This is a genomic window from Bradyrhizobium sp. SOJA106 (assembly GCF_059448745.1).
The window spans coordinates 7,127,146-7,141,833 of the sequence record NZ_CM182549.1 but is presented as its reverse complement, the minus strand read 5'-3'; the positions used below and the strand labels follow the sequence as shown (position 1 = coordinate 7,141,833).

Here is a 14,688-nt window from a genome sequence, read left to right as displayed (position 1 = left end):
ATGTCGCGCACCACTTGTATGACTGCGGCTTGATGGTCATTCGGGCGCGCTTCATGCATTCCGTTGCACTGCTGACTGCCAGCTATGCCAAGGATATCGAACGCTTTTCGCTGCTCAGCGAGAGCATCGACACCTGGCTGACGGGATACACGCGGCATTATGTCCTTGTTAACGATGAGGACGTGCCGCTGTTCGAACGGTTCGCGTCCGACAAGCGCGTCATCGTTCCGGCCTCGCGCTATTTGCCGAAATGGCTGTTCGCCCTGCCGCCGGCGCTTCAGTTCGTCAGCAGCCGTCGGGTCTGGTTGTCGCTGCTGTCGTCGCCCGTGCACGGTTGGCACATCCAGCAGATCCTGAAGATCGCCGGCGTCCTCAACGCGCCCGAGCAGCGCGTTTGCATCCTCGACTCGGACAATCTGTTCTTTCGCGAATTCGACGTCGGCCAATATGCCGGCGGTGAGAAGGCGCCGCTCTTCGTCACGCGCAAGGGGATCGACGCCGACCATCCCTTGCACGTGCTGTGGCTGCGCACCGTCGACCAGCTCCTCGGCATCAAGGACCGGTCCTTCCCCGCGGACGACTATGTCGGCAACGCACTGGTCTGGGACAAGGACAGCGCGCGGGCGATGACCGCGGCCATCAAATCGGCGACGGGCCTCAGCTGGACGCTGGCGTTGTGCCGGAAGAAGAAGTTCTCCGAATACCTGCTCTACGGAAACTTCGTCGCGAATTCGCCGGAACATCTGGCGGCGCATCGCGTCACCGAGGACGGCATCGCCGTCTCGCATTGGGATGACACCCGCCTCGACCGCGAGGCGATCGAGGCGATGATGCGGGCCGCTTCACCGGAGCAGGTCGCGCTCTGCATCCAGTCCTATTCGTCTACCTCGATCGACGACATCCGCGACGTGTTCCGCTTCAGCTCGCGCGATCGCCGCGGCCCGAGTCTGTCGCCGGATCACATCAGCGATGCGGCGGAATTCGAAGTGCCGAAGACCCGCTAAGCGCCGCCGTTCTCAAACGTCCTTCGTGAACTTGCTGATCACGTCCATGAACGGTTTTGGCTTGAACTCGCCATCGAGCGGCAAGGGACGGTTCGGCTGCTTGTCCTTGCGCGCGAAGGTGCCGTTGATCCAGCTGTAACGGTCGCAGATGCCCCAGGTCAGGATCGAGCGCACCGGGCCGCTGGTCGAGATCGCCGTCAGGAGATCGTCGACACGCTTGGCGACGATGGCATCGCGCTCCGCCGGACTGCCCGCCAGCTTCTGATCGTCGACGTCGAGTTCGGTGACGTATACCTCGAGCCCCCACGAGCGCAGCTCGGTGACGAACTCGGCGAGGCCATGCGTATCGATATCGAGCTCGGCATGCAGATGTGATTGCAGGCCCACCGCATGCAGCGGAACGCCCTGGTCGAGCAGGTCCATGATCAGGTTGCGGTACGCAGCGCGCTTCGCGATGAACGAGTCCTTCGCCGATTCGATGTCATATTCGTTGATCGCGAGCTTGACGAATGGATCGGCCGCCGCCGCCGTGCGGAAGGCCAGCGGAATCCAGCGCTCGCCGAGATGTTGCGTCCAGAACGTGTCGCGCCGATCCTTCGCACTGCGCGGATTGTCCGGGATCGGCTCGTTGACGACGTCCCACGAGGTCAGCTTGTCCTTGTAATAGGAGACCACGGTGCCGATGTGATCGACATAGGCCCGCTCGACCGCTTTGGCGTCCTTGATCTGCTTGGTCCAGTCCGGAATGTCGTGATACCAGGCGAGCGCGTGACCGCGCATGGTCAGATCGTTCTTCTGGGCGAATTCATAGATGGCGTCGGCGCGTTCGAACGCGAATGTATGCGCATCCGGCCGCAGCATCGGCCATTTCAGCTCGAGCACCGGCACGACCTGCGTGCAATAGGTGCTGATGGCGTCGCCGAGCCGCGGATCGGCTTGCAGATCCCACAGCGTCGCGGCTGCGCCATAGCCGGGCCGGCGCTGGGCAAATTTCGACGCGGGAGCGGCCGACACCGATGCGCCGGCCGCGAGCGTCACGGCGCTGCCGAAGAGAAATTCGCGTCTGTTGAGCCTGGTCACAGCAGTCCTTCGGAACCAACGCGCCATAGTACCAAGCGACGCCTTGCAACGTCGGGGTTTTCCGTTGTTGGGTTAACCTTGTGGCGCTGTTCCGGTCTGGATCAGGGCTTTCGCCTCACGGTCGGCAAAAATGCGCTTCGACGACAGGGCAAATTTAACGCTAACGCGCGAAAGCGGCCGCTCAGCCGCATTCGCCGCCCGATCTCCAGACTTATGTGACACTCTTGAGCGATGCTGCGGCGCAGTTCGTTCGCTCCGCCAAGGTCCCTGACAAGGCCCCATTGATGAACGGCCGCCAACGTCTTGCTGCCGGTCCCGTGCTCGCATGCTGAACCGCCATTTCTCGATCTATCTCGTCGCCTATATCCTGCCCGCGGCGGTGGGCTTCTTCGCCGTCACGGCCTACACGCGCCTGCTGACGCCCGCGGAGTACGGCGTTTATGTCGTCGGCATCAGCCTTGCCGGCATTCTGGGCGCGATCTTCTTTGCCTGGATCAAGCTGTCGGTGTCGCGCTATCAGGCGATGTCGGCGGAGGTGGATTTTCGCGGCACGGCGATGGTCGCCTTTGCGCTGACGGCGGCGGTGCTCTGCGCCACTGCGCCGCTGGCGTTCCTGTTCCGCAGCGATCTCAGCATCGAGCTGCTGCTCGCCAGCATGTTCGTCGCGATCATGGCCAATGCGGTCGATGTCGGCCAGGAGTTCGAGCGCGCCAAGCTGCGCCCCTATCGATTCGCCGCGATCTCGATCGTGCGCAGCGTCTCCAGCGTCGGCTTCGGCCTCCTCGGCATCTGGCTCGGCTGGGGTGGATTGGGGCTGCTGGCGGCCTTTGGCCTCGGCTCGCTCACCGGCATCATTCTCAATCTCGTAGGCGACCGCACCAAAATTGGTCGCTTCCAGCGCAGCCAATTCATGCAGCTCGCCCGCTACGGTCTGCCGCTGACGCTGGCCGGACTGTCCGTGGCAGTCTACTCGGCTTGCGACCGGCTCATTGTGGCTTACCTCCTCGGCAAGGACGCCACCGGCATTTTCGGCGTCGCCGCCGATCTGCCGCGCCAGTTCATGGTCATGATCGCCTCCAGCGTTGCCGCGGCGACCGTGCCGCTGGTGTTCCGGTCACTGTCCGAGAACAACAAGGAGACGACGCGGGAGCGGCTGACCGAAAGTCTCGAGCTGCTGCTCGTCGTCGTCGCGCCGGTCGCGGTCTGGCTTGCGCTCGCGGCCGACCAGGTCGCCGGCACGCTCGTCGGCGTGGACTTCCGCGCCGGCGTGTCGGCGCTGCTGCCGACCCTCGTGCTCGCGCGATTCTTCGGCATCGCCAACCAGTTCTATGTCCAGATCAGCTTCCAGCTCGCCGAGCGGCCGTTCATGCTGGCGGCGCAGTCCCTCCTCACGCTCGTTCTGAGCGTGGCGCTGATGTTCGTCCTGGTCGCCGGCTACGGCCTCTACGGTGCGGCGCTGGCGACGCTTGCGACCGAGGCCATCGGCTTCCTCGTCGCTATCGTGCTGATGCACCGCGCCCATCCGGTCCCGTTCGACCTCAACCGCCTCGCCGGCATTGCCGCCTCCGCCGCCGTGATGGCGGCTGCAATCCTGATTGCGCGATCGCAGGCCGGCGGCACCGGACCCGTGTCGCTCATCGTCGTGAGTCTCGCCGGCGGTCTTGCCTACGTTGCCGCCGTCTGGCTGCTGAACGTCGCCAATGTGCGGACGCTGTCGCTGCGCTTGGTGCGGACCTTCAACCGCAAAGCGCTGGGGGTCTAGCCCGGCGCATTGCACCCGGAAGCAGACAGCAAGGATCCGATCGACTGGCTCTAGGTGGAGAGCATCGCCGGCGGTACCGCTGTCCGCCGCATGCGAATTTCCCCTTGCGTTCTATTCCTTGTCGCGGAATTCTGAAGACAGGTCAGGCGGCCGGATCACGATTTCATGGTGGCAGCCCGAGCCATGTCCTGTAGCGCTTGAAAAGCAAAGTTCGTTCTGCTCATTAGGGTTTTGAAAATGCGCTGCAACCTGCGCAAAAAACCCATCGACTAAAGTCGATAGCCAGCGAGGAAACAATAATGCGCAAGCTCACATTGGCCATTGCCGTGATCGCCCCGATGCTCGGTCAACCAGCGTCGGCCGAGGACACCATCAAGATCGGCTATATCGATCCGCTCTCCGGCGGCGGTGCCAGCGTCGGCGAGGGTGGTTTGAAGACCTTCCAGTATCTGGCCGACGAGCTCAACGCCAAGGGCGGCATTCTCGGCCACAAGATCGAGATCGTCCCGCTCGACAACAAGACCAATCCGCAGGAGAGCCTGGTGCAGGCTCAGAAGGCGATCGACGCCGGGGTGCGTTACATCACGCAAGGCAACGGCTCGTCCGTCGCCGCGGCGCTCTCGGACTTCGTCACCAAGAACAACTCGCGTAATCCCGGCAAGGAGGTCCTGTACTTCAACTACGCCGCGGTAGATCCGAGCCTGACCAACGAGAAGTGCAGCTATTGGCATTTCCGCTGGGATGCGAGCTCCGACATCAAGATGGAAGCGCTCACCAACTACATGAAGGAAGCGCCGTCGATCAAAAAGGTGTACCTGATCAACCAGGACTATTCGTTCGGCCAGTCGGTCCGCACCGATGCGCGCAAGATGCTGGGTGCGAAACGGCCCGACATCCAGATCGTGGGTGACGAGCTGCATCCGCTGCTGAAGGTCACGGATTTCTCGCCCTACATCGCCAAGATCAAGGCGTCCGGCGCCGATAGCGTCGTCACCGGCAATTGGGGGCAGGATTTCGCGCTGCTGCTCAAGGCTGCGGCGGATGCCGGTCTGAAGGTCAACTGGTACACCTATTATGCCGGCGGCGCCGGCGGTCCCACTGCCGTCAAGCAGACCGGCCTGGATCATCAGGTCTTCCAGATCACCGAAGGCTTTGCGAATTCGGGCAACAAGGCTGCGATGGACTACGAGAAAGCGTTCCGCGCCAAGGTCAATCTGTCGCTGTGGTATCCGCGCGCGGTCAACGAGATGCGCATGTTCAAGGCGGCGGCCGAGAAGGCCAATTCGATCGACCCCGTGAAGGTGGCGGCGGCGCTCGAGGACCTGAAGTTCGAGGTCCTCGACGGCGGGCAGGGCATCATGCGCAAGGACGACCATCAGTTCTTGCAACCGATCTACATCTCCTCGTTCGGCAAGCTGACCGAGAGCGAGCCGTTCGACGAGGAGAGCACCGGTTGGGGCTGGCATCTGGTCTCCAGAATCGACACGCCGCAGGCCATGGTCTCCACGACCTGCAAGATGGCGCGGCCGTAAGCATGAACCCTGTCGTTGTCCCGCGGGCCGTCATGGGCCGCGGGTTGACGGCAGCAGGACTGTTTTTGATTGGGCGATGTTCGCCGGGGCCATCAGGCCCCGGATATCCATGAGTGCGCTGTGCTTGAACTCATTGTCATTTCGATCCTGAACGGCGTGCTGTTCGGCATGCTGCTCTTCCTGCTGTCGAGCGGACTCACCGTCATCTTCAGCATGATGGGCGTGCTCAATTTCGCCCATGCGAGCTTCTACATGCTCGGCGCCTTCTTCGGCTTCCAGCTGACGAAGTGGATCGGCTTCTGGCCGGCACTGGTGCTGGCGCCGCTGCTGGTCGGCGCCATCGGCATGGCGGTGGAGCGCTACGGCCTGCGCAACACCCACAAGCATGGCCATGTCGCGGAACTGCTTCTGACATTCGGTCTCGCGTTCGCGATCGAAGAGATCGTGTCGATGATCTGGGGCAAGAGCCCGGTCGATTACCGCGTGCCGACGCTGCTCGACTTTCCGGCCTTCACGGTGTTCTCGACCAACTATCCCGCCTACAAGATCTTCATGCTGGCCGTGTCGGTCGTGATCTTTGTCGCGCTGCTGATCGTGCTCAAGCGCACCCGTGTCGGTCTGATCGTGCAGGCGGCGCTGACGCATCCACACATGGTCGGGCATCTCGGCCACAATGTCGGCCGTGTGTTCATGGTGGTGTTCGGCGTCGGCAGCGCGCTCGCCGGCCTTGCCGGCGTCATTGCCGGCCCCGCCCTGGTGACGCAGTCCGACATGGCCGCGGCGCTCGGGCCGATCCTGTTCGTGGTCATCGTGTTCGGTGGTCTCGGCTCCTTGCCCGGCGCCTTCATCGCCTCGCTGGTCATCGGCCTGGTCCAGACCTTTGCGGTCGCGCTGAACGGCTCGCTCGCCAGCGCCTTCGGCCCGCTCGATCCCTCGGCGGGCCCGTCCGTCCTTACCGACATCTGGAACGTCACCATCGCCCAGGTCGCGCCGATCGTGCCTTATCTTCTGCTGGTCATCATTCTGATCGTACGCCCCATGGGCCTGATGGGGACGCGCGAGACATGACCGCCACGAAGACTTCGACATCCAAGATTGCAGACAAACCCGCCGGCGACGGCCTGCGCTTCTACGGCGTCTGGCTGATCGGCATTGCCGCGCTGATCGTCCTGCCGATGGTCTTCTCCACCGGCGGTTCGCTGACGTCGTTCAGCCTGATCGGCATCGCGATCGTCTTTGCGCTGTCCTACAACATCCTGCTTGGCCAGACCGGGCTCTTGTCGTTCGGCCATGCCGTGCATTACGGCCTCGGCGGTTTCGCTGCCTGCCACCTGATGAACGCCGTGGTCTCGCACGGCTGGCCGATCCCGCTGCCGTTCATTCCGCTGTTCGGCGGCCTCGGCGGCCTCGTCTTTGCGATTATCATCGGCTGGGTGATGACCAAGCGCGCCGGCACCGTGTTCGCGATGATCTCGCTCGGCATCGGCGAGCTGGTGGCGTCGTCCTCGCTGATCCTGCGCTCCGTGTTCGGGGGCGAGTCTGGCATCACCACGGACCGCACCGCGTTGCCAAAAATGTTCGGCTGGTCGTTCGGGCCGCAGCTTCAGGTCTACTACCTCATTGCGTTCTGGCTCGTGCTGTCGGCGATCGCGATGTACGCGCTGACCCGGACACCGCTGGGCCGGATCAGCAATGCCGTCCGCGACAATCCGGAGCGCGTCCAGTTCATCGGCTACGATCCGCATGTCGTGCGCTATCTCGCCTTCTGCTTTGCCGGATTCTTTGCCGGCGTCGCCGGCGGTCTTGCCGCGATCAATTTCGAGATCGCCAACTCCGCCTATCTCGGCGCGATCCAGTCCGGCCTCGTGCTATTCTCCACCTTCATCGGCGGCACCGCCTATTTCTTCGGCCCGATCCTCGGCGCGATCCTGGTGACTTACCTGCAGCTCGGGCTGACCAGTGTCACCAGCGTGTGGCAGCTCTATTTCGGCATCATCTTCATCGGCATCGTGATGTTCTCGCCGGGCGGCATCGCGGGCCTGGTGATGATGCACCGGCCGCTGGTGCGCGCCGGAACGCTGTGGACGGTGATCCCGTCCTATCTCGTCGCTGTTGTCCCGACGGTGGCGCTTGCCTGCGGAATCATTCTCACCATCGAGACCATCGCGCGCTATTCGGGCGGGGAAGTCATCAACCTGTTAGGGGTCGGCTTCAAGCCGACATCGCCGGTGACTTGGGTCGCTGCCGCGGTTCTCGTGATCGGCGGCGGATTCGTCGCGCGGCTGACCTGGCGGCGGACTGCGGATGCGTGGGACAGGGCGGCAACGGTCGCCCGTGACCGGGGGTATCTCGCATGAGCGGAGCGGTGTCTGGAAAGCGCGCGGCCATCGAAGTCCGCGCCGTCGAAAAGCGTTTTGGCAATGTCGGAATCATCCGCGACCTCAATCTCAGCGTCGCGCAAGGCGAGCGTCACGCCATCATCGGTCCCAACGGCGCCGGCAAGTCCACGACGTTCAACCTGATCAGCGGGCACATCAAGCCGACCTCGGGCGAGGTGAGGCTGAATGGCGACCTGATCTCGGGCTTGCGGCCCTTCGAGATCAACAGGCGCGGCCTGTCGCGCTCGTTCCAGGTCACCAACGTATTTGCCCGCATGTCGGTCTGGGAGAATGTCCGCTGCGCCGTGTTGTGGGCAACGGGCCATCGCTACGCGTTCTGGAAGAACGTCGACAACCTGCCAGAAGTGCGCGAGCGCACCGCGCAGATCCTGGACGACATCCATCTGACGCATCGGCGCGATGTTCCGGCCGGGCTCCTCACCTATGCCGAGCAGCGCGAGCTCGAGATCGGCATCACGATCGCGAGCGGCGCCACGGTTGTCATGCTGGACGAGCCGACTGCCGGCATGAGCCATGCCGAGACTGATCGCGCGGTGTCGCTGATCCGCCGGCTGACCGAGAGCAAGACCCTCGTCATCGTCGAGCACGATATGAGCGTCGTGTTCGGTCTGGCCGACCGCATCTCCGTGCTGGTCTACGGCCACATCATCGCCTCGGGCACGCCGGAACAGATCCGCCGCGACCCCAAGGTCAAGGAAGCCTATCTGGGCGAGGACGCGCACTGATGCTCGAGGTCAGGGATCTGCACGCCTATTACGGCAAGAGCCACATTCTCCAGGGCGTCGATCTCGATGTCGCCGCCGGCGAGGTCGTGAGCCTGCTCGGCCGCAACGGCGTCGGCCGCTCCACCACGGTCAAGGCGATCATGGGCGAGGTCGCGCCGCAAGGCACGATCCGCTTCAAGGGCCAGGATATCGCAGGTCTTCCCAGCTACAGGATCGCGCGGCTTGGCCTTGGCTATGTGCCTGAACATCGCGACATCTTTCCGAGCCTGACGGTCCGCCAGAACCTCCTGCTCGGGGTCAAGGACACGCGCCGTCCCGGCAAGTGGCGATTGCAGGACATGCTCGACATGTTCCCCAATCTCGCGGCGCGCGCCGACACGGCTGCGGGCGTGCTGTCCGGCGGCGAGAAGCAGATGCTCACGACCTGCCGCACGCTGATGGGCGATCCGGATCTCATCATGATCGACGAGCCGACCGAAGGTCTCGCGCCGCTGATCGTGCAGCAGGTCGGCGATCTCATCGCGCGTATCGCACAGGCCGGTGTCGCGATCTTGCTCGTCGAGCAGAAGCTGTCGATCGCGATGCGCATCTCGAAACGCGTCTACATCATGGGCCACGGCCGCGTCGTATTCGAGGGCACGCCCGACGCGCTCAAAGCGAATGCTGCCGTGCGGCAAGAGTGGCTCGAGGTCTGACGCTCACAGTACAGGACCTCCGCTGGAGTCTGACAGGGCTGCACCCGGGCTGCGCCCGGCATGGTAGGCCTATGACACGGCTCTGTGTGATGACGGTCACATCGTGCGGCCTCCAAACGGCGCTAGCACAGATTTGTTCATCTTCGCCCGGGTTCCGGTCATGACCGCCACCGACTTTGCTTCCGTTTTGCGCAAGCTGGGTGTTGCCGCCGCGCTCATTTGCGCGCTGCTGAGCCTCACCGTGTTCGCCGTGCTGCTGATCATGCAGCATGAGCCGGTCGCGCAGGCCGCAGCGCGCGCTCTGCCCCTCATGGTCTTTGCGCTGTTCGGCCTGTTTGGCGCTGCAATGACCCGGCTGATCGGGCGCAGGACCCACTAGCCGGACATTCTGCCGCAGTGATTCGCGGCCAGCCTCGGACCAGCCCCGGCGCCGGACCATCTTCCGCCTTTTCGGGCCCTCGTATATGAGAGATTTGCCGCCGGACTGGACCGAATATCGCCAGATACGGAACGCAAGGTGGCTGCGAATTCTTAATCCAAAGACCGCAATCTGACATGCGGTCGACGCACGGGCGCGGACTGGCATTGGACCGGGGTATGGCATGAAAGACCTGATGACGACGGCGCAATCCACGATGGCGACGCGGCGTTGGCGAACCCCCGGACTTGTTGCGCTCGCGACGATCGCTGCCCTGGCCGGGTTGACCGCCAGCGCCGAAGCGGCCAAGCAGGCCCGCCAGGCGGCCGAGGCGGTGGCGCCGCGCGTAGCCGGCGAGCCGATCATGGCGATCGTATCGATCAAGAGCCAGCAGGTCACCTTTTACGACGCCGACGGCTGGATCCTGCGGGCGCCGGTCTCGACCGGCACCACCGGCCGCGAGACGCCGGCCGGCGTCTTCGCCATCATCGAGAAGGACAAGGACCACCACTCGACCATGTATGACGATGCCTGGATGCCGAACATGCAGCGCATCACCTGGAACGGCATCGCGCTGCATGGTGGGCCGCTGCCCGGCTATGCCGCCTCGCACGGCTGCGTGCGCATGCCCTTCGACTTCGCCGAGGGCCTGTTCGACAAGACCAACATCGGAATGCGGGTGATCATCTCGCCGAACGACGCAGCGCCGGTCGATTTCACTCATCCCTCGCTATTCGTCCCGAAGCCGGAGGCCATCGCGGCAGCGCCAGGCCGCATCGGCAAGCTCTCGGCCGAAGCCGAGGAGGCGACGCGCGCTGCGGACGAGACCAAGAGGGCCGCCGCCGCGGCGGCGAAAGAGGCGCAATCGCTCCCGGCGATGCTGCGCAAGCTGGAGCAGCAGAAGACCCGCGCCGACGCCGAGAACGCTTACGCCGACAAGCTGCTTGCGAATGCCAAGACCGACCAGGCCAAGACAAAGGCCGAGGAGCTGAAGCAGAAGGCGGCCGCCAAGGCTGCCGATGCGGCGAGCCAGCTCGATGCCGCCAAGGCCGCGGCGCAGCCGAAGCGCGATGCCGTCGCCGCAACCAAGGAAGCCGCCAAGATCGCGGCGACCAGGAAGGCCGATGCCGTGAAGGCTGCGCTCGACGCCAAGCTCGCGCTCGAGCCGGTCTCGGTCTACATCAGCCGGTCGACGCAGAAACTCTATGTGCGGCGGAACACCCACAAGCCGGCGCCGGACGGCGGCGGCGAGGTGTTCGACACCAGCATCGAGGTTCCCGTCAGCATCCGCAATCCCGACCAGCCGCTTGGCACGCATGTCTTCACGGCGATGGCGAAGAACGATACGGGCCTGCGCTGGAGCGTGGTCACGATCGACGACGGCGACAATGCCAGGAACGCGCTCGATCGCATCACCATCCCGCAGGAAGTCTGGGATCGCATCGGGCCGACCGCATTGCCGCGCTCGTCGATCATCATCTCGGACGAGCCGCTGAGCAGCGAGACCAACTACCGCACCGAATTCGTCGCGGTGCTGAGCAATCATCCGCAGGGCGGCTTCATCACGCGCAAGCCGACCGCACCGCCGATGGACGTTGCCAGCGATGACGGCTACTGGGACAATGGCGGCAACGGTTTCGGCTTCTTCTTCCAGCAGCGCGATCCGTATGTGCAGCCCGCCAATCCACGTCGCCGCGGCCAGTACCAATATTATCAGCCGGCGCAGCCGATGCCGCGGAGCTTCTGGTAGGAGGCGGGCCTCCGAAGGGCGCGACTACGGCCGCGCTTCGATCACGATCGCCTGAATCTTGCCTTCGACCGCTCCCGGCCCGTGGCGCGTCCGGATCGCCTCGGCGACGATATCCGTCGCGGCCTGAAGCTTGCTGGCGTCCCTGGCCTCGATCTCGTTGCGCAGCGGCGTGCCCTGGCAGAGTGCGATCGCGACATAGTCGGCCGACGGGGCGCGGCTGATCTCCGAGCGCGTCTCGATCGAGATGCCGCGGAAGCCGGCACGTTCGAGGTCGGATCTGATCAGCGCCTTGTCATGATAGCCGTGCGGCGTCCGGCTCATGAAACGGGGCGGATCGTCGGGAAACATCCTGGCGAGCGCGGCCGTTGCTTCATCGGTGAGCACATTGTCCTCGATGCGGTCCCAGACGTTGAACACGAAAGTGCCGTCGCGTTTCAGGACGCGCTTCACTTCGCCGTAGGCCTTGACGCGGTCCGGAAAGAACATTGCGCCGAACTGGCAGCAGACCAGGTCGAACTCGGCATCGCCAAAGGGCAGCGCCATGCCGTCCGCCTGGCGCCAGCTGATGCGATCATCATCGGCCTGGCGCTGCGCTGCAACCGCGAGCATCGGCTCGTTGAGGTCGGTCGCGACATAGCGGACGCCGCGCGGCAGTGCCGCCGCGACCGCGCGCGTCACCGCACCGGTGCCCGCCGCGATCTCGAGCAGCACGGCAGGTGAGCGAGCCGCGACGCGTCTTGCGATGTCCTCCGCGTAAACGGAGAAGATCATCGGGACCAGATATTCGTCGTAGATTTTTGGAATCGAGCCGGCGAAAACCTTGTCGATGCTGGACATGCTTGCCTCGCTGAAGGTGCGGACACGAGGCTCTATGCTACCACGGTTCGCCTTCCACCGCGCGCTGAGCCGGTTGGCGATGCCATCGGTGGAACAGCTCGGCAAGCTCATCGAGGATTGCGGCAGCGCGGGCGCCTTGTCCGTAGCGCGAGTTGCGCCTATAGCCGGTTGCCGGTTTCATCGCGCGCATGATGCGCGGATGACATCGGCTCGCCCGTTTTGCCAAGACAGCTTCATCCCATGACAACCACGCTGCTGACATCCGAAGACTATACCCGCTCGCCCTGGAAGAACGGCGGCGGCATCTTCACCGACATCGCGGGGGCGCATCGCACCGACGCGCCGGTGAAGGATTGGAATAGCCTTTTGTGGCGCTTCGCCTCGACGCCGATCGTAGCGCCCGGTCCCTTTTCCTACATGCCCGGAATCGACCGCCTGCAGATGGTGGTCGCCGGGCGCGGCCTGGTGCTGAAAGCACCCGGACAGGAGTTCGACGAGCGTGAGCCTTTCACGACCGTGCGCTTCGCCGGCGAGCTCGAGATCGTGACCGCGCTCGAGGCAGGCCCCGTCGAGGTGGTCAATCTGATGGCGCGGCGCGGTGCGGCGGAGATCGCGCTGGCGGCGCTCAGGGAGCCCGGCGAAAGGCCATTGTCCGCCGGCACGCATCTGGTTTACGCGGTTTCCGGCGATTGCGGCATTCGCCTCAATAGCGAGGATTTCGTCATTCCCGGCGGCTGCACGCTGAAGGTCGAGCTGACCGAGGCGTCCAGGCTGACCTTCGTGTCGGGACTTGCGGTGCTGGCGTCGGTCCAGCTCGTCGGCTGAGCGGCCGGCCCCGGCCGCTGGGTACAATCTGCGCAACTGGCCAGGTTGACGCGGCGGCGCCGGAGCACGATATCTGCCCCAATGCAGGACCGCCGCGAAGGGCAGGATATGAGCGCGTCAGACCAAAAACCCTCCGCCACGCTGTCCGATGGCGTCGTCGACTGGCTGACCAACGGCACGCGCGACGAGCGCTTCATCGACAACATCTTCGCCGAGATGTGCATCCGCCTGCAGCAGGCCGGCATTCCGCTCAAGCGGTCGACGATGCACATTCGGATCCAGCATCCGCAATGGCTCGGCGCGGGCTTCATGTGGTCGGACGGTATGCGTGAGGCGACGATCACGCGGGTGGACTTCGACGTCCTCGAGCGATCCGAGTTCATCGGTAGCCCCATCAATGAAATGATGGACGGCGCGACCGAGCTACGCGAACGGCTCGAGGGCGATCCGTCGCTCGGCCGCAAGCATGCGATCTATGACGAGATGCGCGCGAAGGGCCTCACCGACTACGTCGTCTGGCCGCTCCATCACACCCTCGGCAAGCGCCATTTCGTCACCTTCGCGACCGACCGGCCCGGCGGCTTCGACGAGGCGCATCTCGCGGCCTTGAAGAACGTGTTGCCGGTGCTGGCGCTGGTCAGCGAGATCCGCATCAAGAACCGCCTGGCGCGAACGCTGCTCGAGACCTATGTCGGCTCGCACGCCGGCGAGCTGATCCTCGCCGGTGCCACGAGGCGCGGCGCCGGCACCACGGTGCGCGCCGCGATCATGATCTGCGACCTGCGGGATTTCACCAAGATCTCCGACAACTGGCCGCGCGACGACGTCATCGATCTCCTCAACGATTATTTCGACGCGATGTCAGAGCCGATCGCCAAGCACGGCGGCGAGATCCTGAAATTCATCGGCGATGGCCTGCTCGCGATCTTCCCACTCAGCCAGGCGGGCGCCTGCGCCAACCTGCTGCATGCCGTCAGCGAAGCCCGTGAGGCCATGGCCGCGCTGAACGCGCGCAACAACGGCACGGGCCGCGCGCCGCTGAACTATGGCATCGGCGTCCATGTCGGCGACGTCATGTACGGCAATATCGGATCAATGAGCCGGCTCGACTTCACCGTGATCGGCCCCGCCGTCAACATGGCCTCGCGGCTCGAGGCGCTGACCAAGCAGATCGGGCGGAACGTGCTGCTTTCGCGCGACTTCGCCGAGCTGGTCCAGCCGAAGTTCGAGCTGGAGCGCATCGGCAAATACGAGGTGCGCGGCTTCAGCGATCCGATCGAGCTGTTCGCCTTTCCCGGTTGAACGTTCGGCGCAATCCAGCCGGACTATTTGCGGTTTGTTCCCGTCGTTCCGGCACCCGGCGCGATCTGGCCACCCTGGCTTTGTCTTGTGTCCGTCGTTGACGACTTTGCCGGAGCGTTCGCGCCACCGCCATTGTTGTCCGACGACGTATTGAGGCTCGAAGCGCCGGCTCCCGCCGCACCACCGGTGCCGGTCGAATCGATGCTGGACCCCGTCCTGGATGCACCCGCGCCGCTCTGCGCGAACGCGGAGGATTGTGCCGCGAGAGCCGCAATGAGTCCCGCCACTACAAGCGCTTTCATGTCTGCTCCTTTGCTTGAGGTCAGGCAGCCCCGACCCTGGTCCGGGGGCGGGTTCGA

General features: G+C 64.3%; 13 protein-coding genes. 11 read left to right on the top strand and 2 right to left on the bottom strand.

Going from position 1 to position 14,688, the window contains the following annotated elements; genetic code table 11:
• Positions 1-53 precede the first annotated feature (53 nt).
• A complete protein-coding gene (locus AC5V87_RS33685; protein WP_495369080.1) occupies positions 54-1,004 on the top strand; it encodes a DUF6492 family protein in 951 nt (316 codons plus the stop codon).
• A gap of 12 nt (positions 1,005-1,016) precedes the next feature.
• Here AC5V87_RS33685 and AC5V87_RS33680 read toward each other — a convergent pair whose 3' ends face one another.
• On the bottom strand, positions 1,017-2,084 hold the full coding sequence (locus AC5V87_RS33680; RefSeq protein WP_495369079.1) for an endo-1,4-beta-xylanase: 1,068 nt from the start codon (positions 2,082-2,084) through the stop codon (positions 1,017-1,019).
• 325 nt (positions 2,085-2,409) lie between these two features.
• On the opposite strand from AC5V87_RS33680, the gene AC5V87_RS33675 reads away from it, so the two are divergent.
• The 8 genes from AC5V87_RS33675 (at position 2,410) to AC5V87_RS33640 (ending at position 11,365) form a co-directional block, all read left to right on the top strand.
• A complete protein-coding gene (locus tag AC5V87_RS33675) occupies positions 2,410-3,846 on the top strand; it encodes a lipopolysaccharide biosynthesis protein (protein WP_495369078.1) in 1,437 nt (478 codons plus the stop codon).
• A 299-nt stretch (positions 3,847-4,145) separates the two neighbouring features.
• On the top strand, positions 4,146-5,378 hold the full coding sequence (locus AC5V87_RS33670) for a branched-chain amino acid ABC transporter substrate-binding protein (protein WP_495369077.1): 1,233 nt from the start codon (positions 4,146-4,148) through the stop codon (positions 5,376-5,378).
• Between the two features lie 120 nt (positions 5,379-5,498).
• Entirely contained in the window at positions 5,499-6,446 is a 948-nt protein-coding gene (locus tag AC5V87_RS33665) for a branched-chain amino acid ABC transporter permease (RefSeq protein ID WP_456842805.1), read from the top strand.
• Positions 6,443-7,735: a branched-chain amino acid ABC transporter permease gene (locus AC5V87_RS33660; RefSeq protein WP_456842806.1), complete on the top strand. Its 1,293-nt coding sequence runs from the start codon at positions 6,443-6,445 to the stop codon at positions 7,733-7,735. Before AC5V87_RS33665 ends, AC5V87_RS33660 begins: the two co-directional genes overlap by 4 nt.
• Positions 7,732-8,502 carry an ABC transporter ATP-binding protein gene (locus AC5V87_RS33655; RefSeq protein ID WP_456842807.1) on the top strand — a complete coding sequence of 257 codons (771 nt, stop codon included), beginning with the start codon at positions 7,732-7,734 and terminating at the stop codon, positions 8,500-8,502. Before AC5V87_RS33660 ends, AC5V87_RS33655 begins: the two co-directional genes overlap by 4 nt.
• Positions 8,502-9,197 (top strand): ABC transporter ATP-binding protein, encoded by a 696-nt coding sequence (locus tag AC5V87_RS33650; RefSeq protein ID WP_495369076.1) that lies wholly within the window; start codon positions 8,502-8,504, stop codon positions 9,195-9,197. Before AC5V87_RS33655 ends, AC5V87_RS33650 begins: the two co-directional genes overlap by 1 nt.
• A gap of 160 nt (positions 9,198-9,357) precedes the next feature.
• Positions 9,358-9,576 (top strand): hypothetical protein, encoded by a 219-nt coding sequence (locus tag AC5V87_RS33645; protein ID WP_456842809.1) that lies wholly within the window; start codon positions 9,358-9,360, stop codon positions 9,574-9,576.
• Between the two features lie 223 nt (positions 9,577-9,799).
• Positions 9,800-11,365, top strand: coding sequence for a L,D-transpeptidase (locus AC5V87_RS33640; RefSeq protein WP_495369075.1), 1,566 nt, complete (start codon positions 9,800-9,802; stop codon positions 11,363-11,365).
• 24 nt (positions 11,366-11,389) lie between these two features.
• Here AC5V87_RS33640 and AC5V87_RS33635 read toward each other — a convergent pair whose 3' ends face one another.
• Positions 11,390-12,202 carry a class I SAM-dependent methyltransferase gene (locus AC5V87_RS33635; protein ID WP_456842811.1) on the bottom strand — a complete coding sequence of 271 codons (813 nt, stop codon included), beginning with the start codon at positions 12,200-12,202 and terminating at the stop codon, positions 11,390-11,392.
• A gap of 240 nt (positions 12,203-12,442) precedes the next feature.
• Between AC5V87_RS33635 and AC5V87_RS33630 the strand changes: the two genes are divergently transcribed.
• Positions 12,443-13,027 (top strand): HutD/Ves family protein, encoded by a 585-nt coding sequence (locus AC5V87_RS33630; RefSeq protein ID WP_456842812.1) that lies wholly within the window; start codon positions 12,443-12,445, stop codon positions 13,025-13,027.
• Positions 13,028-13,135: 108 nt separating this feature from the next.
• Positions 13,136-14,329 carry an adenylate/guanylate cyclase domain-containing protein gene (locus tag AC5V87_RS33625; RefSeq protein WP_456842813.1) on the top strand — a complete coding sequence of 398 codons (1,194 nt, stop codon included), beginning with the start codon at positions 13,136-13,138 and terminating at the stop codon, positions 14,327-14,329.
• Positions 14,330-14,688: the final 359 nt, after the last annotated feature.